Raw genomic sequence first — 19,215 nt, 5'->3', positions numbered from 1 at the left:
CCGCGATGTATCGGACCGATACATCGCACGTTAGCGGGTCGCGCCGGCCAGGGCAAACCCCCGTTCCGAGGTGCTTCCGTCACGGATTGTGAGCGTGGTCGCCTGCTCGGGCCGGACCGCGTACCCTTCTCCGCATGCGTACGCAGCGCCAGGTCGTCGACTACTCGCTTCAGAAGCGAGCAGTGCTGCGTGAGCTCCTGGCCGGCCGAGTCGGCACGTACGACGTCTGCGACGCGTCGCCGTACCTGAAGAACGCCGCTCGGTTCCACGGCGAGCCGACCGACCGGCGCTGCCCGATCTGCCGGAGCGAAAACCTGACCCTCGTCCACTACATTTACGGTGACGAGCTCAAGCAGTCCGCCGGCCAGGCCCGGACACTTACCGAGTTGCCCGTGCTGGCGATGACGCTGCGTGAGTTTCAGGTGTTCGTGGTGGAGGTGTGCCTCGGTTGTGACTGGAACCATCTCGTCGAGCAGTACCTGCTCGGCCGGGACGGGCTGACCGGCGACAGCGACGGCACGAGCGAACAGGACGCGGCGGGCGCCGAAGGCACCGGCCGGCGGAGGCGAGAGGCGCAACGGTGATCTCAGCTGGTTGTACCGGCCCCGGGGCCGCAGGTGAAACCCGGGACGGTCGACCGCTTGTTGGTCCGATTGGCCCGATTGATACGGCAATGACCCTGGTCGGCTGGCACCCCCGTGCCGGCGCCCCGGGTGAAGCAACTCACGGCAACCCGGTGGCGGCGCAGCCGCGCCCCACCGCGACCGGCAGGGTGTGAGGAATGAACTCGTACGGCGATCCCAGTTCTGCGCGCGGACGGACCCAGCACATGGGTCCAGACGGTGACCCCGGACCGGGCGCGGACGACGCGTACCGCAGACCCGGCGGCAACTCCGGCGGAAGCGGCTGGTCAGCCCCGGAAGGCGGCGCGGCAACCCCGGGCCGCGCCTCGGTGACCCCGCGGGCGGCCGGTGGTCGCGCCGCGGTCGGCGGCTCGGCCTCGGTGCCGCCGCGTGGCGCTGCGGCCGCCGGGTCCGCCTCGGTGGGTACGGCAGCGGCCGGCCGGGCCGGTCGAGCCTCGGTCCCGGTGTCACCGGCACCGGGCGTGGCCGCTGGCCGCGCCGGCGCCGGTCGGGCCTCGGTTCCGGTCTCCCCGGCGCCGGGAGCACCGGCAGGCCGGGCCGCTGTCGGTGCCGCCGCTGTCGGTGCGGCCTCGGTCGGCACCGCCTCGGCGGGTCGGGCCAGCGTCGGCTCCGCATCGGTCGGTGGCCGTGCGGCGGTCGCCCGGGCGAGCGTCTCACCGGTCTCCGGTGGTCCGGGCGGTCCCGGTGGTCCGGGCGGTCCCGGGGGGCCAGGCGGTCGTGGGCCAGGCGGTCGTGGGCCGGGCGACTCGGGCGCCGCCGCAGCGCGGGCGAAGAAGCGCAAGCGGATGAACCTGCTGATCGCCGGGTTCGCCGTCTTCATCATGCTCGCCGGCATCGGCGTGGTCGGGTTCACCTACTACTCGACAAGCGTGGTGCTTCCGGACGAGATCACTCCGCCGCAGGCGACCACCCTGTACGCCTTCGACAACAAGACGATCATCGCCAAGGTGGGCGATCAGAACCGAACCCTGGTCACCATCGACGACATTCCGGAGTACGTGCAGAACGCGGTGGCCGCGGCCGAGGACCGGAACTTCTACCGGCACTCCGGTGTGGACTACAAGGGCATTGCCCGTGCCGGCTGGAACAACCTCTCCGGCGGCGACAAGCAGGGTGCCTCCACCATCACCCAGCAGTACGCCCGCAACGCCTATGACAACCTGAAGGACGACACGTACGCCCGGAAGGTGAAGGAGGCGATCTTCGCCTCCAAGCTCAACGACGAGTACACGAAGCCAGAGATCATGCAGCACTACCTCAACGTGATCTACTTCGGCCGGGGTGCCTATGGCATCGAGGCTGCGGCGCAGACCTACTTCGGCAAGTCGGTGAAGAAGCTCGATCCGGCCGAGGGCGCGGTGCTCGCGGCTCTGATCAAGCAGCCGGAACCCAGCTCCACCCACCAGGGGTACGACCCGGCGATCAACCCGACCGCGGCCCAGGATCGCTGGAACTACGTGATCGAGGGCATGGTCAAGGAGGGCTGGCTCGGTGTGCCCGGCAAGGAGCCGCGGCCGGCCGCGTACCCGACGAAGACCCTCAAGGCCCCGAAGAAGGGCGGCATCGGCGTCGACTTCGGCGTCGACACCCCGTACGGCAATGTCATCAACTACGTCCGGCAAGAGATGCGGGACAGGGGCATCTGTGTCGAGAAGGACACGGAGGTGACAGATGCCAAGCCGCTGTGCTCCCAGGCGTTGATGGCCGGCGGTTACCGGATCCGTACCACCGTCGACACCAAGATGCAGGCGGCGGCGGTCGCGACGGCCCAGCGCAAGTCCAAGGGCTCCGAGTTGGCCGGTGAGCGGAGCAACATGATGGCCGCGGTGGTGTCGATCGACCCCACAAACGGTCGGGTCGTCGCGTACTACGGCGGTGACAACGGCACCGGCACCGACTATGCCGGCAAGAACACCGACTCCACCGGGGCGATCAGCGGCGGTCACTCGCCCGGTTCAAGCTTCAAGATCTACACCCTGGCGGCCGCGCTCAAGGAGAAGAAGTCGCTCGAGTCTCGGTGGAAGGGCAAGGCATTCAAGCCGGAAGGCACCGAGTTCAAGGTCAGCAACGCGGGCGACGACAACCCCGACTGCGGTAACTCCTGCACGCTGCGGGTGTCCACGCTCAAGTCCCTGAACGTGCCGTTCTACTACGTCACCGAGGAGATCGGCGCGGACAAGGTCGTGGACATGGCCAAGCAGGCGGGCGTCACCACCATGTGGCGCACGGACACCAACCCGGCGAAGGCCTACGACCTGACCAAGACCGACCCGAAGGACATCACGCCGGAGCCGTTCTTCAACGTGGTCGGCTACGGCCAGTACCCGATCACGGTGCTGGACCACGCCAACGGCGTTGCCACCTTCGCCAACGGGGGCGTCTACAACAAGGCGCACTTCCTCTACTCGGTGGAGAAGCAGAACCCGAACACCGGTAAGTGGGACAAGGTCTACAGCGAGAAGCTCGACTCGAAGCGGCGAATCGAGAAGAGCGTGGTGGACGACGTGACGTCGGTGCTGAAGGACTACCCGGCGGCTGTCAACCACCGGCTCGACGACGGCCGCAAGGCGGCCTCCAAGACCGGCACTTGGGAGCTCAAGGGCGGTAGCGAGGACAACGGCGACGCCTGGATGATCGGTTACACACCACAGTTGGCCACCGCGGTGTGGGTGGGCAACCTGAAGGACCGGAAGCCACTCATCCTCAAGGATGGCCGTAAGGTCAGCGGTGGAAACCTCCCGGGCGAAATCTGGGAGCGGTTCATGGACGAGGCGCTGAAGGGCAAGCCCAAGCTCGACTTCCCGCCGGCGGCGAACATCGGCGATCCGGATTCCGGAAACGGTGAAGCGCCGCCACCGCCACCGCCACCGCCCAACCCGGGCGGCCAGCCCGGCCAGGGCACCCCCTGTAATCCGCTGATCGACCTGTTCTGCCCCGGTGGCAACCCTGGGGGCACTCCCGGCGGTAACCCCGGGGGCAACCCTGGCGGTAATCCCGGCGGTAACCCCGGCGGCGGTGGCACAGGTGGTGGTGGCGGCGGGCTGTTGCCCAGCCTGCCGCCCAACCGGGACTGAGCCACACCAACGCACGCCGCCGCCGGCCGGACGACCTGTCCCGGCCGGCGGCGGCGTTTTCGTACCCCGAACTCCGCGCCGGGACGGGACGGGCAGCCCTGTCGTACGGCAGGATGCCTCTTCATGAGCACCCAGTCGACGCCCGGCATCGACGACGCCGGAACCACCGATCACCCGTCCCGCTCCGACGGGTTCGTCCGCGGCATCTCCAGCGTCATCGGCGGGCCGTTGGGCGACCACGCGACCGCGCTGGACCGGCCGGCCGGTCGGGAGCGTCGCTTCTGGACCGCCGTGCGGATCGTGCTGGCGTTGGCGTGCCTCACGCTTGCGTTGCACTGGGTGCAGAAGTCGCCCTGCCAGGACGGCGCCTGGCAGAACAACGTCCAGTACACCCGGTTCTGCTACACCGATGTCCTTGCCCTCTACTACGCCGAAGGTCTCAACGAGGGCAAGGTGCCCTACCGCGACCACCCGGTCGAGTACCCGGTGCTGACCGGCTACTTCATGGGGGCGCTGGGCCTGCCGGTGCACGCCATCGGCGACGGCGACCCCAGCATCAACCAGGGTCAGTGGTTCTACAACCTCAATGCGCTGGTGCTGAGCGCGCTCGCGGTCGCCACGGTGGCGGTGATCCTGGCGTTGCGCCGACGACGACCCTGGGACGCCGCGCTGTTCGCACTCGCCCCGGCGCTGGTGCTCACCGCCACCGTCAACTGGGACCTGCTCGCCATCGGGCTGGCCGCCTTCGGCCTGCTGGCCTGGGCCCGTAAACGACCGGCCGTGGCCGGCGTGCTGCTCGGGTTGGCCGGCGCGGCGAAGCTCTGGCCGCTGTTCCTGCTCGGGCCGATCCTCATTCTGGCGCTGCGGGCCGACCGGGTTCGTGCAGCGCTCGTCGCCATCGGCACGGCGATCGCGGCAGTGGTGCTGGTGAACCTGCCGGCCGCGCGGGCGTACCCGGAGAACTGGGACCGGTTCTTCGAGCTGAACACCACCCGGCCGATCGACTGGGGCACGCTCTGGTACATCGGGCGCTACCTGGACGGCAAGGTCGGCAACGACCCCGCCAAGCTGGGCCCGTTCGAGTGGCTGAACGCCAACATCCCGACCCTCAACACCCTCTCGTACGCGCTGTTCGGGCTGGCCTGCCTCGGCGTGGCCGTGCTGGCGCTGCGGGCGCCGCGCCGACCGCGGCTGGCCCAGCTCGGCTTCCTGGTGGTGGCGGCGTTCCTCATCTTCAGCAAGGTCTGGTCGCAGCAGTTCGTGCTCTGGCTGCTCCCCCTGGTGGTGCTGGCCCGGCCGAAGTGGGGCGCGTTCCTGGCCTGGCAGATCGCCGAGGTCTGCTACTTCGTCGCCTTCTACGGGGAACTGCTCGGCGCGGCAACCAGCAAGCCGATCTTCCCGGAGGGCGTGTTCGTGCTGGCCGCAACGTTGCGACTGGCCACTGTGGTGGTGCTCTGCGTGTTCGTCGTCAAGGAGATCCTGCACCCCGAGCAGGACGCTGTGCGGGCCACCTACGCGGACGACCCGGACGGCGGGGTTCTCGACGGCGCACCCGACGCCCCCTGGATAGACCGATGGCGCCGCCCCGCAAGAAGCGAGCCCTCGGTGGAACCCATCACCACCTGACCCCTTGGGCCGAACGCGACCCGGACCAGGTCAGGGTTTTCGGGGAGCCCGCCCGGCTCCGGGCGGTCAGGCTTGATCCCTGCGCCGGGCGGTCTCCCCCGAAAACCGCCCTAAGCCTCAGAGGCGATAGACGACAGCGTCGCCGACGTCCTGCCGGCTGATCCCGAGCGACTCGACCGGCGCGTCGATGCTGATTTCCCACGGCGTGCCGACCACCTCGCCGCGCAGCAGCACCACCGTGCGGACGCCGAGCGTGCGCAGGTAGTCGACGCTCGTCTGGTCCGGGAACGACTGGCTCACCCGACGAACGTCGTCGAGCTGGCGCGGCGTGAAGCCGCTACCGCCGTTGACCACGTCCGGGAACCCGTCGGTCGACCAGAGCATCACATGCTGGTCCAGGCTCTGATTGCTGGGCAGCACCAGCAGCGGCCCCTGCGCCGACCGCATCGCGGCCGGTTGGGTCGGCACCACCGGATGCGGGGTGGTGTTCAGGCCCTCGACGGTGACCAGCAGCAGCGGCAGCAGGGTTGCCATCCGCAGCCACGGCCCCGGCCACGACGGGATCCGTTGCGCTGTCAACTCACGCACCCGGTCGGTGAGCGCGGTGACCGCACCCGCCGCGAGCAGGCCGAGCAACAACGTGGTCCAGAGCATCAACCGCCCGGGGGTACGCAACCCGCTCCAGCCCGGCAGATGCTCGAAGAGCGGCACGTAGGTGAAGGTCCCGTCGAAGAAACGGGTGCCCATCGCGAAGGCCATCGTCACCAGCACCCCGGCGAGCAGCAGCAGTCGGTGCCGCAGCCGCCAGACCGAGAAGAACAGCCCACCCGCGGCGAGCGCGTACAGCACGAAGCCCGGCAGCAGGGTCATCTCCGGATGCCAGGGCAGTGCCGCCCGGGCCCCCTCGTGCAGCCCACCCCAGATCCGCGACTCCCCGGGCGCCGTCACGAAGCCCGTCGCCGGCGGCGAGAAGAGGCTGATGTCGCCGATGGTGCGTTCGGCGTACGGGTGCAGCTCGGTCACCTTGAAGAACGGCACCGCCATCAGCAGACCGACACCGGCGAACAACACCCCGCCGAGCACGTCGGCGGCGAACAACCGGCGACCGAACGGAACGGCCTGCCCGGTGCGCAGCCGCCGCGCGTAGAAGAAGACGGCAGCGACCAGTACGGCACCGGCCAGGAAGTACGCGAAGGGCAGTCCGATGCCGAACCCGAGGCTGAGCTGCCAGGCCGCCACCAGCCAACCGGCGTAGACCCAGCCGTCGTGCCGGCGCTCCGGCCGGTACCCGTGTCGGAGGGACCACCCGTGCCCGCGCGCCAACATCGCCAGCGCCAGCGGGATCCCCCCGTTGGAGAGCACGTGCAGGTGCCCGGCCTGGGCCAACAGCCACGGCGCGTAGGTGTAGCTCACCCCGGCGACGGCCGCACCGATCCGGCCGGCCCCGAGCTGTCGGGCCAGCGCGTACGCCCCGAACGTGGCGAGCGCGTGCGCCAGCACGAACATGATGTTGTAGCGCAGCACGGCGTCCTCGGGACCGCTGCCGAGCATCCCAGCCGGGGCGTAGCCGAGCAGCGTGTCGGAGAACGCGAAGCTCCACAGCTCGGGGAAGAACGTGTTCGACTGCCACAGGCGCGCCGGGTCGGCCAGCAGGATGTGCCCGGACCAGGCCATCTGCCAGGCCTGCAGGCTCGGATCCCAGTAGTCCTGGGGAAGTGTGTAGCGCGGATAGCGCAACGTCGGCCAGGTCATCAGCACGGCCAGTGCCAACGCGCCGAGGGCGGCAAGGGTCCACTCGTGGATCAGGAACCGACCGACGGCCCGGCCCACCCGAGTGAAGATGGAGGGCCGCGGCTCCGGTGCGGAGGCGAACGCCTCCCAACGCTCCGGGCCGACCGGCTTCGCCTCACCGTCGGCCTTGTCCGTGCCGTCGGCGTCACCCGCCTTCGCGCCCTTGGCCGGTTCGCCGTCCTTGGTCGATTCGCTGTCCTTGGCCGGTTCGCCGCCGTCCTTGGCCGGTTCGCCGTCCTTGGCCGGGCTGCTGTTCTTGGCCTGGCCATCGTTCTTGGCCGGGCCGTCGTCCTTGGATGCGTCGGTGCCCTTGGCGGTGCGGTCGCTGGCTGCGGTGCCGCCATCTGCGCCGTCCTGCTTGGCCGTGGCGGCCTGCTTCGCTGTGGTGCCCTGCTTCGCCGCGGTGCTCTGCTTGTCGCCGCGCCGGGCCGCGTCCTTGGCGGGACCGTTCGTCGCGGGGCCGGCCTCGGGGCCGCCGTTCGAGGCGGCTCCGGTCGTTCCGCCGTCGCCGGGTGCTGGCTGGTCCGGGGTGGTCTCGGCGAGAGTCTTGTCAGAGGTGCGAGCCGGCTGGGTGGGGGTGCCCGCCGCGGCCGTGGTGGCCTGCCGGCTCTGGGCGCCGGTGGAGGTGGGCCGGGCGTTGCCGGTCCCGGGCTGTCCGCTCGTCATGCCGCCGGGCTCTCCGCTCCGAGTTGCTCACGCAGAAAGTCGATGTCGGCGGCCTGGCCGGCCACACCGCCCGGCGTCTCGACGACCACCGGCGCGCCGGCTGCCCGGATCACCGCGACCACCAGCTCCGGGTCGATCGTCCCGCCGCCCAGGTTGTCGTGACGGTCCTGGCCGGAGTTGAACGCACCCTTGGAGTTGTTGGCATGCACCAGGTCGATCCTCCCGGTGATCGCCTTGACCCGGTCGACCAGACCGAGCAGCTCCTCGCCGCCTGCGTACGCGTGGCAGGTGTCCAGGCAGAAGCCCACCTCGTAGTCACCGATGGCGTCCCACAGTCGGGCGAGTGCGTCCAGCCGTCGGGCGCAGGCGTTGTCGCCGCCGGCGGTGTTCTCGATCAGGACCGGTACGCCGAAGCCGCCGGAGTCCGCCGCGTACGCGAAGGTCTTGCGCCAGTTGTCGAAGCCGACGGCCAGGTCGTCGCCGGCGTTGACGTGCCCACCGTGAACGATCAGGCCCTTGGCGCCGATGGCGGTGGCTGCGGTGGCGTGCCCGAGCAGCAGCTTCCGGCTCGGGATCCGGATGCGGTTGTTGAGAGTGGCCACGTTGATGACGTACGGCGCGTGCACGTAGAGGTCGACCTCGGCAGCGCTCAGCCGCTCGGCATCTTCACGAGGCTTGGGCGCCTTCCAACCCTGTGGGTCGGAGAGGAAGAACTGCACGGTGTCGGCGGACCGGGCGGCCGCCTCCGCCAGCGGGTCGGTCGAGTCGACGTGGGCTCCGATACGCATGCGAGCGAGCCTACGTCGCGACCCCGACGGTCGGGGCGAGGGCCGGGGCGGTGTCGCGTCACCAGGCGGACCGACGATCGTTGATGGGTTTGAACCGGCGACCAGCACCCGGTGCCCGCCAGCGGCGCGAGCCTCGCACCTGGCGACCGGCGGTCGACGGCCGATAGCGAGGTCACCCCCGCCGCGCGGCCCGGCGCAGCGGGGGCGACCCCATCGCACACCGGCTACCGAGCGACGACGATTCTCGGAAAATTGTGCTTTTCCCCCCGACACGGTACGAGTGCTGTTGTATCGTCAGATAACAACACGATAAAGCTCCGCGGGGCGTCTTCGGTCCAACCTCATCGGTGTGGTCGTTCCTCCCCAGGTCCCACCCAAGGAATGCGGACCGGACGCCCCGCGGCCTCGTAGACGGGGGTTCACCACCGACCGGTTGACGGTCGGACGGTGGGCCCCCGTCGGCACGTCCGGGTACGGACCCGACCGCCCCGGGCATGATCGTTGGGACCGGGTATCCTGGTCAGGTTGTCCGCGTCCGGCCGGGTTCCCTCGGCGCGTGCGGGCGGCGACACAAGACCTCCTGCCACGGAAGGACCGTGGCCGCTTAGCCCACAGGAGGTGAGCACGTCTTGCGTCACTACGAACTAATGGTCATCCTCGACTCCAGCCTCGAGGAGCGCACCGTCGCACCGTCGCTCGACACGTACCTGAACGTGATTCGGACCGCGGGTGGCTCGGTTGAGAAGACCGACGTGTGGGGCCGCCGGCGCCTCGCGTACGAGATCAACAAAAAGGCCGAAGGCATCTACGCCGTCATCGACCTGCAGGCCACGCCTGCAGCGGTGGCCGAGCTGGACCGTCAGCTCCGGCTCAACGAGTCCGTGCTGCGCACCAAGGTCATCCGACCGGAAATGCGCTAAGAGCATCCAACCCCGGTTCGTCCGGATCAGCCTCCGCGACTCTGTCGTACTGCTCTGCGAGCCTGTACGACGAGACGCTGAGTGCGCGAGGAGATGGTCATGGCAGGAGACACCACCATCACGGTCATCGGCAATCTGACCGATGACCCCGAGTTGCGGTTCACCCCCTCCGGGGCTGCGGTCGCCAAGTTCCGAGTCGCTTCGACGCCCCGTTTCATGGACAAGGCGTCGAACGAATGGAAGGACGGCGAGCCGCTGTTCCTCGCATGCACCGTGTGGCGGCAGGCCGCCGAGCACGTCGCCGAGTCGCTGCAGCGTGGCGCTCGGGTGATCGTGTCGGGTCGGCTGCGTCAGCGGTCGTACGAGACCCGCGAGGGCGAGAAGCGCACTGTCATCGAGCTTGAGGTCGACGAGATCGGCCCGTCGCTGCGCTACGCCACGGCGAAGGTGCAGAAGATGTCCCGCTCCGGCGGCGGTGGCGGCGGCTTCGGTGGCGGCGGTGGCGGTGGCAACCAGGGTGGCGGCGGAGGCAACTTCGACGACCCCTGGGCTTCGGCTGCTCCCTCTCCCGCGCGTGCCGGTTCGGGCGCCAATTTTGACGAGGAGCCACCGTTCTAATGGCGCCTAGCGCTCGCGATCGCAAACCAGGAGCACGTGCAACGGCCAAGGCTGCGGCACTGCGCAAGCCGAAGAAGAAGGTGAACCCGCTCGACAAGGACGGGATCGCCTACATCGATTACAAGGACACCGCGCTGCTGCGCAAGTTCATCTCCGATCGCGGCAAGATCCGCGCTCGGCGGGTGACCGGCGTCACCTCGCAGCAGCAGCGGCAGATCGCCCGTGCGGTCAAGAACGCCCGTGAGATGGCGCTCCTGCCGTACACGGCCACCACCCGCTGAGAGGAGGCACCGATATGAAGATCATCCTGACTCAGGAAGTGTCCGGCCTCGGTGCCCCGGGCGACATCGTCGAGGTCAAGAACGGCTACGGCCGTAACTACCTGCTGCCGCAGGGCTTCGCGATCGCCTGGACCAAGGGCGCGGAAAAGCAGGTCACGGTTATCAAGCGGGCCCGTGGGGCCCGCGAGATCCGCGACCTCGACCACGCCAACGAGGTCAAGGCTCAGCTCGAGGGTCTCAAGGTCAACCTGAAGGTCCGCGCCGGCGACGGCGGACGGCTCTTCGGCTCGGTCACCCCGGCCGAGATCGTCGACGCCGTCAAGGCGGCCAGCGGCCCGGTCCTCGACCGGCGTCGGCTGGAGGTGCCCGGTCACATCAAGTCGACCGGCACCTACCCGGTGAAGATCAAGCTGCACCCTGAGGTGACCGCAGCGTTCAACCTGAACGTCGTTCAGGGCTGACGTCCGCAACACCACCACGAGGGCCCGCACCGAGCGATCGGTGCGGGCCCTCGTGTCGTACCTCGTCCAACCCGGCACCGCCGGTGGGCTGAGGCGGCCGTCCGCGCGCCTGCCCGGCTGCCCCGACCTGCCGTCCGTCCGGTCTGATCCCGGCCCGCCGACGCGTCACCCGATGGGCTGGCCGGTTACCGCGCTGATCAACACCGTGGAGAGGCCACCACCCACCACCGCGGCGGCAACCGCGATGGTCGCCGAGCGCCACGTCGTACCGACCCGCCGCAGCAGCGCCGCCACCACCAGACTGCTCACCAGTGCCAACCCGAAGCGCGGCGAACCGGCCAGGAGTGACTCCAAGGCGCGGGACCGGGCCGAGTCGCACCCGCCCCCACTGATGTCGGTCACACAACCAGCCGGCGCCTGGCTGTCCAACGTCAACAGCCACACGAAGATCAGCATTGCCGGCACCAGATAACAGGCGGCCGTGTACAGCAGTGGCCGGACCGACCCACCCGGATCTGGATCCAGAAGGTCGTCCTCCAGACGCCGCGCCCAGGCACCCGTGGCCGCCGACTCGACCCGCCGACGCACCGACGCCGTTCCCACCGCAGGCCGGTCCGCCCGACGACGAGGTGCACCCGCTCGCGGCACACCCGTACGCGGCGCAGGCGCGCTGCGCGGTCGCGGAGCGGTGTATCCCACCACCGGAGACCGGGGCGCCGACGTCTGAGGATCCATCCAACGCGGGTCGTCATCCGCCAGCCGAGTGCCGGACCAGAAGCCGTCCTCCCGGCTCGGCCACCCCTCGGCCGCCACCGGGCGATCGGAGCGCGGCGCCAACGTACGGTCCCACTGGTCGTCCTCGATCGCGGACCGCTCCCACTGGCCGGTGCGGTCCGACCGCTCCCAGCCACCGACGCTCTCCGCCGCCGACCACTGCCCGCTCAGATCCCCGCTGTCCGCGCCGCTCGCCGGCGGCCAGGCGTGCACGCCCGAGGCGTCCCACGGGTCCACCGCTGGCGGGTACGACGGTTCGGGTTCCGCCGCCCGGTCCGATCCGCGAACCCACGGGTCGGCCGCCGGACGGGACCAGGACTCCTCCGCCGCGCGGCGGCTCCGCCGGCTGCGACGACTCGGCTCCGGGTCCGGAACCTGCTCGGCAGGGGCGGCCTCCAGATCCCCGCCCGACCAGATCACCTGTGGACGGCCGGCGGGCGCGCGGCGGGGACGCCGGTCCGAGACAGCACCAGAGACCGGCTCGTCCTCCCCGGCGTCGGCCCGTCGGCGACCCGCGTACCCCTGATCCTGCGGCCGGTCGAGCGTCCACTCCCGGGTGTGGTCCGAATCCGGCGCCGGGCCGATCGCTGCCTGCTCACGCCGACGCGTCTCGCTGCCCCGCCGACGACCACCCGACGACTCGGCGGACCGCCGGCCCGCGCCGGAGGTCCGCTGCTCGGGCTCGTCCTCGTCGTCATCGTCCGGTGCCGCGTGCCGACCGCCGCCGTCCGCGTGCCGGACCCCTGACTCCAGCGCCCACCGGGGCAGGTAGGCGTCGACAGGCTCGTCCTGGCCGCGGTCCAACGCACGCCGTCGGCTGGAGGTGCGGTAGCGCCCGTCCTCGTCGTACGGATCAACCGGAACGGACGCCGCGCGCTCACCCCACGAGGCGGTTGGCTGGCGCTCGCGCGGGCTGCCATCGCCGCGTCCCCAGTCCCGGTAATTCACGGCCGGAGTGTGACCCTTCTGAACCGAAAGCGGAATCCGCTGTCCAGGTGTAGCCGTTCGCTGGAGATAGTACGGGACGATCGTGTCACAGGCCCGACCGAAATATTCTCCTCCACAGGCTGGGGAGCATGTTTACGCAGGTCAACGAGTTCTGGCCAAGAATTCCCCAACGGTTTTCCACAGGCTGTGCACACGCTGCGCACATGCTGTCCACCGGGATCCACAGGTTGTCCCGAGGCTCGTCCACCGGCGTTGTTGAGTCTCTGACCTCGGGGTCCGTATGGTTGGCCCTCGACCGCCGGCGATGGCCCCCGATCGACCGGCCCGGTCGGAGGAGAAGTGTCAGACCCCAGCGGTAGAGCTGGGACTGGATCCGGCGCAGTGGAGGGGGGACCCGTGTCGGTCACCGACGACATGCGGGCAGAGCCACGCTCCGGCGGAGGCCAGCCACCCGGGCAGCGGGATGGCCAGTTCGACAAGACCCCGCCCCAGGACGTCGCCGCCGAGCAGTGCGTCCTCGGCGGCATGCTGCTCTCCAAGGACGCCATCGCCGACGTCGTCGAGATCCTCAAGACCAACGACTTCTACCGGCCGGTGCACGCCACCATCTTCGACATCATCCTCGACATCTACGGTCGCGGTGAGCCGGCCGACTCGATCACGGTCGCGGCGGCGCTCGCCGACTCCGGGGATCTGGTACGCATCGGTGGCGCGCCGTACCTGCACACCCTGATCGCCAGCGTGCCCACCGCCGCCAACGCGGCGTACTACGCCCGCATCGTCAGCGAGCGAGCCGTGCTGCGCCGGCTGGTCGAGGCCGGCACCAAGATCGTGCAGCTGGGCTACGGCACCGCCAGCGGCGGCAGCCGCGACGTGGACGACGTCGTCGACCTGGCCCAGCAGGCCGTGTACGACGTCACCGAACGCCGGGTCAGCGAGGACTTCGCGGTTCTTGCCGACATGTTGCAGCCGACGCTGGACGAGATCGAGGCGGTGGGCGCACAGGGCGGCATGATGACCGGTGTACCCACCGGCTTCAGCGACCTGGACCGACTGCTCAACGGCCTGCACGCCGGACAGCTGATCATCGTGGCGGGCCGGCCTGGTCTGGGAAAGGCGCTCGCGCTCGACACCCCACTGCCGACCCCGGGCGGCTGGACCACGATGGGTGAGGTCGAGGCGGGCGATCAACTTCTGGCGGCGGACGGCAGACCCACCACCGTCACACACGCCTTCGACGTCATGCACGACCGCCCCTGCTACGAGGTGGAATTCTCCGACGGCACTGTCATCGTGGCCGACGCGGAGCACCTGTGGAAGACCACCAGCCGCGCGAGCCGACGGCAGGCCCCGGTGCGGCAGAGGCGGCACTGGCCCGAGTCGTCGCTCGCCAACGTGCGTGCGGCACATCAGCGGCTGAGCTCCCTGCGGAACCAGCCGATCACGCTCTTCGACACGATCGAGCAGGTTGGGCCGGAGTTCCGGCACGTCCTGCACACCGTCGCCCGTGGGGTCGGGTCGGTTGGCCGGATCAGCCGTCCCATCGTCCGCAACGGCAAGCCGCAGAACTGGACTGCACCCGGCTATCCGGCCGGTCCGCTTCTGAGCGCCCTTCTCGAGCGAGCCGAGCGAAAGGTCAATGCCGGCAGCCGGGTCGACCACGACGGCGTCGTCACCACTGCCGAGATCGCAGCCACGCTGCATACGGACACCGCCCAGCAGCGGCTCAACCACGCCGTACGGAACTGCGCTCCCATCCAACTCCCGGACCGTGAGCTGCTGGTCCCGCCCTACACCTTGGGGGCGTGGCTCGGTGACGGGCACAGCGACGCCAGCCGCTTCACCACGGCAGATCCGGAGATGGTCACGCACCTCGAGGCGGACGGCTTCATCGGGCTGTTGCGTCAGGTCGGGGTGGCGGGGAACAAGCACATCCCGGGCGCCTACCTGCGCGCCTCGGAGGCTCAGCGCAGGGCGTTGCTCGCTGGGCTGATGGACACTGATGGGACCGTCGCCCCCGCCGGCAACCTGCAGTACACGTCGACCTCGAAGCGGCTGGCTGACGACGTACGCGAACTCATCGTCAGCCTCGGCTACCGCTGCACCGTCAACGCGAAGCCGGTGCGCGGCCGCACCCGCGAGTCGTCGATCGCGTACACGTTGAACTTCTCCACCCCGGATGTCATCTTCCGGCTCAGGCGCAAGCAGGATGCACACGCCGAACGCCGCCGCACCGCCTCCGACGTTCGAACGAGCTCGCGCTTCATCGTCGACGTCCGGCCGGTCCCCAGCGTTCCGGTGCGGTGCGTGACCGTCGACAACGACGAACACCTGTACCTGGCCAGCCGGGCGATGATCCCTACCCACAACAGCACGGCAAGCATGGACTTCGCCCGAAACGCAGCGATCCGCGCCAACCAGGCGGCCGCCATCTTCTCGCTGGAAATGAGCAAGGTCGAGATCGTGATGCGACTGCTCTCCGCCGAGGCGCGGGTGCCGCTGCACGTGCTGCGCAGTGGTCAGCTCTCCGACGACGACTGGACCAAGCTGGCCCGGTGCATGGGTGAGATCAGCGAAGCACCGCTCTTCGTCGACGACACGCCGAGCATGAACCTGATGGAGATCCGGGCCAAGGCCCGCCGGCTCAAGCAGCGGCACGACCTCAAGATGATCGTGGTCGACTATCTCCAGCTGATGACCTCACCGAAGCGCACCGAGAGCCGCCAGCAGGAGGTCGCGGACCTGTCCCGTGGCCTGAAGCTGTTGGCCAAGGAGGTCGAGTGCCCGGTGATCGCGGTCAGTCAGCTGAACCGTGGCCCCGAGCAGCGCACCGACAAACGACCTCAGCTGTCCGATTTGCGTGAATCTGGCTGCCTCACGGCGGAGACCCGAGTGGTTCGAGCGGATGACAACACCGAGATCACTTTCGGTGAGCTGTTGTCCAGCGGCGCAAAGGACATCCCGGTCTGGGCGTTGGACGAGAGCCTTCGCTATACGCCTCGCACCATGACCCACGTCTTCCCGAGCGGCATCCGCGAGGTGTTCCGGCTGACCCTTGCATCGGGCAAGCAGATCGATGCCACAGCGAACCACCCCTTCCTCGCGTTCACCGGGTGGGTGCCGCTCGGTGAGCTGTCGCCCGGAGACCGCATCGCCACACCACGCCACCTACCGCCGCCAATGGTTACCCGCCCATGGGCCGACGCGGAGGTCGTCATGTTGGCTCACCTGTTGGGCGATGGCTCGTTCGTGCGCCGCCAACCCATCCGATACGCAAGCTGCGATGAGCTGAATCTGCAGGCTGTGGCGGAGGCCGCGAAGCACTTCGGGATCAACGCCGTGCGCGACGACTATGCGGCGGCGAGGGTGACGACCCTCAGACTGCCTGCGCCCTATCGGCTGGCTCGCGGACGGCGTAACCCCATCGCGGCTTGGCTTGACGACTTGGGCCTCTTCGGCCTGAGATCACACGAGAAGTTTCTCCCTTCGAGGGTTTTCAGCCTGCCCAAGGCGCAGATCACCGCCTTCCTACGGCACCTGTGGGCCACGGATGGTTCGGTGACCATCAACGGCTCGGGCCGCGGAGGGCGTGTCTATTTCGCATCCACCAGCCGACGAATGCTCGAGGACATCTCTCGACTGCTCCTGAGGTATGGCATTACAGCCCGGCTGAAGGTCGTACCGGTCGTGGGGCATCGCCCCCAGTACACGCTCGACATCTCCGGTCGGGACGACCAGCTGAGATTCCTGCGCGAGATCGGCGTCTACGGGCAGCGCTCGGAGGGCTGCGCCGCTCTGCTCGCTGCTCTGGAGTCGACGGAGAGCAACACCAACGTTGACACCGTGCCGCGCGAGGTGTGGACCAGGGTGAAGGAGATTCTGGTCGAGCAGGGCATGACTCACCGTGAGTTCGCCAAGGCCATCGGCACCCAGTTCTGCGGCAGCACCCTCTGGAAGCACGCGCCAAGCCGCTCCCGGCTCGCGGCCATCGCCGGCGTCCTCGACGCGGCCGACCTCGACCTGCATGCGACCAACGACATCTTCTGGGACTCGATCGTGTCCATCGAGTCGCTCGGTGAGCAAGAAGTGTTCGACGCGACTGTGCTCGGGAAGCACAACTTCATCGCCAACGGCATCGCCACCCACAACTCGATCGAGCAGGATGCCGACGTTGTCATCCTTCTGCACCGCGACGACTACTACGACAAGGAGTCGCCGCGGGCCGGGGAGGCGGATTTTATTGTTGCCAAGCATCGGAATGGGCCCACCGACACCGTGACCGTCGCAGCCCAACTGCATCTATCGAGATTTGTGGACATGGCCATCGGATGAGGTTTCGGCTGCCAGGGGCGCACATCGCACGAGCAACAGGATGATCAACTGCAGGGCTTCCACCTCGACACGTCAGCTGGTCGGCTGAGCCTTACCACTTAAGTCGTAAGTCGAATGTGGTCCTGCGCCAGATGGCGTGGCTGCGCTGCTGCAACAAGCTCTCGGGCATGAACCAGAACGATGCACCAGCGCAGACTCCTTCCCGGTCGTACCGGTCCCGGTCGGCATTCCGCCTGCGGCGTCTCGGTGCCGCCCTGGCAACCGCGGTCGTCGTCGGGACGGGCGTCGTCGGCTGCGGTGCCGGTGCCGGCCAGGAGCCGGCCCCGACGAGCGACGCCCCGGCAGCAGCCGTCGAACCGCGCGTGTTGAACGCCAGCGACGTGAACGCCTGGCTCGACGAGATGCTCCCGGCCGCGCTGGAAGCCAATGACATCGCCGGGGCGACGGTCGCCGTCGTCAACGACGGTGAGACCGTCACCACCCGGGGGTACGGCCACGTCGACACCGGCAGCGAGGGCACCGAGCCGGTGCCGGTCGACCCCGAGCGGCACCTGTTCCGGATCGGATCGGTGTCGAAGCTCGCCACCGCCACCGCCGCGATGCAACTCGTCCAGGACGGCAGGGTCGACCTCGACGCCGACATCGCCGCCTACCTCGACTTCACCATCCCCCGCAACTTCGACGAGCCGATCACCCTGCGCCACCTGCTGACCCACACCGCCGGGTTCGAGGAGCGGATCGCCGGCCTCATCGGCAAGGAAGGTACCCGGGCCGACCTGCGCGAGGCTCTGGTCACCGACCCGCCGGAGCAGATCTACCGGCCGGGCACCGTGCCGGCCTACTCCAACTACGGCAACTCACTCGCCGGGTACATCGTCGAACGGGTCAGCGGTATCCCCTTCGAGGAGTACGTCGACCGTAACGTCTTCGACCGCCTCGGCATGACGTCGTCCTCCTTCGAGCAGCCGCTCCCCGCGGACCTGGCGGGCCGCGTGTCGAACGGGTACGACAACGCGTCGTCCCCACCCGGGTACTTCGAGATCATCGGCACCCCGCCCGCCGGCTCGATGAGCGCCTCGGCCCCGGACATGGCCCGGTTCATGCTCGCTCACCTCGGCGAACCGGTCGGCGGCACCCCGATTCTGGACGAGCCGACGCTTGACCTGATGCACCAGCCGGCGCTTGACGCCACCACGCTCGGCACCCTCGCGGGTGCACCCCGGATGACCCTCGGGTTCTTCGACGAGAGCCGCAACGGCCGTCGAATCCTCGGCCACGGCGGCGACACCCCCTTTTTCCACAGCCACCTGCAGATCTACCCGGACGAGGGCGCCGGCCTGTTCATCTCGCTCAACAGCACCGGCACGTCGGGCCTGGCCAACCACCAGCTTCGGCAGAAGCTGACGAAAGCCTTCGCCGACCGTTACTTCCCGGCGGTGCCCGGCGCGGCGGCGAACAACGTGCCGGCGACCGAGCTGGCCCTCCCGACCACCGACGCCTCGGGCACGGCCGAGCGGGCCGCGATGGCCGCCGGCACCTACGAAAGCTCCCGCATGATCAAGAGCAATTTCCTGACCCTGATCGGCCTGTCCGGGCGTACCACGGTGAGCGTCCGCGATGACGGCCGGCTGCTGCTCGAACCGCGTCCGATGGCCGATTCCGCTGCCGTCTACGAGGAGATCGAGCCCTGGGTCTGGCGTGAGGTGGGCGGGCAGGAAACGATCGCGATGCGAGCGGTAGACGGCCAGGTCGAAGTTATCGGTTTCGACTCCGCGTTCGCCCTGGTGCCCGTCGGGGCCGCACGCAGCACCTACCTGGCCGTCCCGGTGATCGTCGGCTCGGTGGTCATCCTCCTGCTCACCGTCCTGGCCTGGCCGATCGGGGCGATTGGTCGCCGGCTGCGGCGGCGGGCACCGCGTGATCGGGCTGGACGCACCGCGCGCATCCTCAGCCGCGTCGGCGTCGGCTGCGCCCTGCTCGCGGTCGGCGGCTGGGTGGGCAGCTTCGTGCTCATCATCGGCCTGGAGGATCTCTCCACCGCCTCGTTGCGCACCGTGCAGGTGGCCCAGCTGATCGGCCTGCTCGGGGTGGTCCCCGCAGCGGTCCGGCTGGTGGACGACGTCCGCCGGCGGGTCGGCTGGTCGCGAACCGCCGGCGGCGCCCTGGTCCTGCTGGCCCTCGTCGGTACGGGATGGTTCGCCGTCGAGTTCATGCTGCTCTCGCCGAATATCTCCTACTGACCGTCCCGTCCCTACCCCTCCCGATCCGTCTCGATCTATGAGCAGAGGATGC

The 19,215-nt window shown here is 69.2% G+C and carries 12 protein-coding genes; 9 read left to right on the top strand and 3 right to left on the bottom strand.

The features are described 5' to 3' along the window. Nucleotides 1–134 precede the first annotated feature (134 nt). From IW249_RS09155 to IW249_RS09145, 3 genes are all read left to right on the top strand, one after another. Complete coding sequence (locus tag IW249_RS09155; protein ID WP_196920347.1) at nt 135–584, top strand: DUF5318 domain-containing protein; 450 nt, start codon at nt 135–137, stop codon at nt 582–584. A 197-nt stretch (nt 585–781) separates the two neighbouring features. Beyond that, the gene (locus IW249_RS09150; RefSeq protein ID WP_196920346.1) at nt 782–3,718 is read left to right on the top strand and encodes a transglycosylase domain-containing protein; all 2,937 of its coding nucleotides are present in this window, start codon (nt 782–784) and stop codon (nt 3,716–3,718) included. A 123-nt stretch (nt 3,719–3,841) separates the two neighbouring features. After that, a complete protein-coding gene (locus IW249_RS09145; RefSeq protein ID WP_196920345.1) occupies nt 3,842–5,344 on the top strand; it encodes a glycosyltransferase family 87 protein in 1,503 nt (500 codons plus the stop codon). A 117-nt stretch (nt 5,345–5,461) separates the two neighbouring features. Here IW249_RS09145 and IW249_RS09140 read toward each other — a convergent pair whose 3' ends face one another. Together IW249_RS09140 and IW249_RS09135 are read right to left on the bottom strand one after the other, a co-directional pair. Further along, complete coding sequence (locus IW249_RS09140) at nt 5,462–7,801, bottom strand: hypothetical protein (protein ID WP_196920343.1); 2,340 nt, start codon at nt 7,799–7,801, stop codon at nt 5,462–5,464. Beyond that, nucleotides 7,798–8,589 carry a deoxyribonuclease IV gene (locus tag IW249_RS09135; RefSeq protein ID WP_196920341.1) on the bottom strand — a complete coding sequence of 264 codons (792 nt, stop codon included), beginning with the start codon at nt 8,587–8,589 and terminating at the stop codon, nt 7,798–7,800. Before IW249_RS09135 ends, IW249_RS09140 begins: the two co-directional genes overlap by 4 nt. 629 nt (nt 8,590–9,218) lie before the next feature. Between IW249_RS09135 and rpsF the strand changes: the two genes are divergently transcribed. The 4 genes from rpsF to rplI all read left to right on the top strand — a co-directional run bounded on the left by rpsF (nt 9,219) and on the right by rplI (nt 10,869). Then, on the top strand, nt 9,219–9,509 hold the full coding sequence (gene rpsF / locus IW249_RS09130) for a 30S ribosomal protein S6 (protein WP_036391391.1): 291 nt from the start codon (nt 9,219–9,221) through the stop codon (nt 9,507–9,509). An 81-nt stretch (nt 9,510–9,590) separates the two neighbouring features. Next, the gene (locus IW249_RS09125) at nt 9,591–10,127 is read left to right on the top strand and encodes a single-stranded DNA-binding protein (RefSeq protein ID WP_181518404.1); all 537 of its coding nucleotides are present in this window, start codon (nt 9,591–9,593) and stop codon (nt 10,125–10,127) included. After that, the gene (gene rpsR, locus IW249_RS09120) at nt 10,127–10,408 is read left to right on the top strand and encodes a 30S ribosomal protein S18 (protein ID WP_051723758.1); all 282 of its coding nucleotides are present in this window, start codon (nt 10,127–10,129) and stop codon (nt 10,406–10,408) included. Before IW249_RS09125 ends, rpsR begins: the two co-directional genes overlap by 1 nt. A 14-nt stretch (nt 10,409–10,422) precedes the next feature. After that, a complete protein-coding gene (rplI, locus tag IW249_RS09115) occupies nt 10,423–10,869 on the top strand; it encodes a 50S ribosomal protein L9 (protein WP_112583905.1) in 447 nt (148 codons plus the stop codon). 165 nt (nt 10,870–11,034) lie between these two features. Here the strand turns inward: rplI and IW249_RS09110 are convergent, their stop codons facing one another. Continuing rightward, nucleotides 11,035–12,591 carry a hypothetical protein gene (locus IW249_RS09110; protein ID WP_196920340.1) on the bottom strand — a complete coding sequence of 519 codons (1,557 nt, stop codon included), beginning with the start codon at nt 12,589–12,591 and terminating at the stop codon, nt 11,035–11,037. A 414-nt stretch (nt 12,592–13,005) separates the two neighbouring features. On the opposite strand from IW249_RS09110, the gene IW249_RS09105 reads away from it, so the two are divergent. Both IW249_RS09105 and IW249_RS09100 read left to right on the top strand, forming a co-directional pair. Further along, nucleotides 13,006–16,923: a replicative DNA helicase gene (locus tag IW249_RS09105; protein ID WP_231393238.1), complete on the top strand. Its 3,918-nt coding sequence runs from the start codon at nt 13,006–13,008 to the stop codon at nt 16,921–16,923. Between the two features lie 167 nt (nt 16,924–17,090). Next, nucleotides 17,091–19,163 (top strand): serine hydrolase domain-containing protein, encoded by a 2,073-nt coding sequence (locus IW249_RS09100; protein WP_196920337.1) that lies wholly within the window; start codon nt 17,091–17,093, stop codon nt 19,161–19,163. Nucleotides 19,164–19,215 lie beyond the last annotated feature (52 nt).

It is taken from the genome of Micromonospora vinacea (assembly GCF_015751785.1).
Lineage (GTDB): Bacteria > Actinomycetota > Actinomycetes > Mycobacteriales > Micromonosporaceae > Micromonospora > Micromonospora vinacea.
The sequence above is the reverse complement of the archived record's forward strand: the minus strand, read 5'-3'. Positions and strand labels throughout refer to the sequence as shown.

Excerpts from the sequence above, each read along its gene's own strand:
- IW249_RS09155 (WP_196920347.1), top strand. The coding sequence starts at position 135 with ATGCGTACGCAGCGCCAGGTCGTCGACTACTCGCTTCAGAAGCGAGCA.
- IW249_RS09150 (WP_196920346.1), top strand. The coding sequence starts at position 782 with ATGAACTCGTACGGCGATCCCAGTTCTGCGCGCGGACGGACCCAGCAC.
- IW249_RS09145 (WP_196920345.1), top strand. The coding sequence starts at position 3,842 with ATGAGCACCCAGTCGACGCCCGGCATCGACGACGCCGGAACCACCGAT.
- IW249_RS09140 (WP_196920343.1), bottom strand. The coding sequence starts at position 7,801 with ATGACGAGCGGACAGCCCGGGACCGGCAACGCCCGGCCCACCTCCACC.
- IW249_RS09135 (WP_196920341.1), bottom strand. The coding sequence starts at position 8,589 with ATGCGTATCGGAGCCCACGTCGACTCGACCGACCCGCTGGCGGAGGCG.
- rpsR (WP_051723758.1), top strand. The coding sequence starts at position 10,127 with ATGGCGCCTAGCGCTCGCGATCGCAAACCAGGAGCACGTGCAACGGCC.
- rplI (WP_112583905.1), top strand. The coding sequence starts at position 10,423 with ATGAAGATCATCCTGACTCAGGAAGTGTCCGGCCTCGGTGCCCCGGGC.
- IW249_RS09105 (WP_231393238.1), top strand. The coding sequence starts at position 13,006 with ATGCGGGCAGAGCCACGCTCCGGCGGAGGCCAGCCACCCGGGCAGCGG.
- IW249_RS09100 (WP_196920337.1), top strand. The coding sequence starts at position 17,091 with ATGAACCAGAACGATGCACCAGCGCAGACTCCTTCCCGGTCGTACCGG.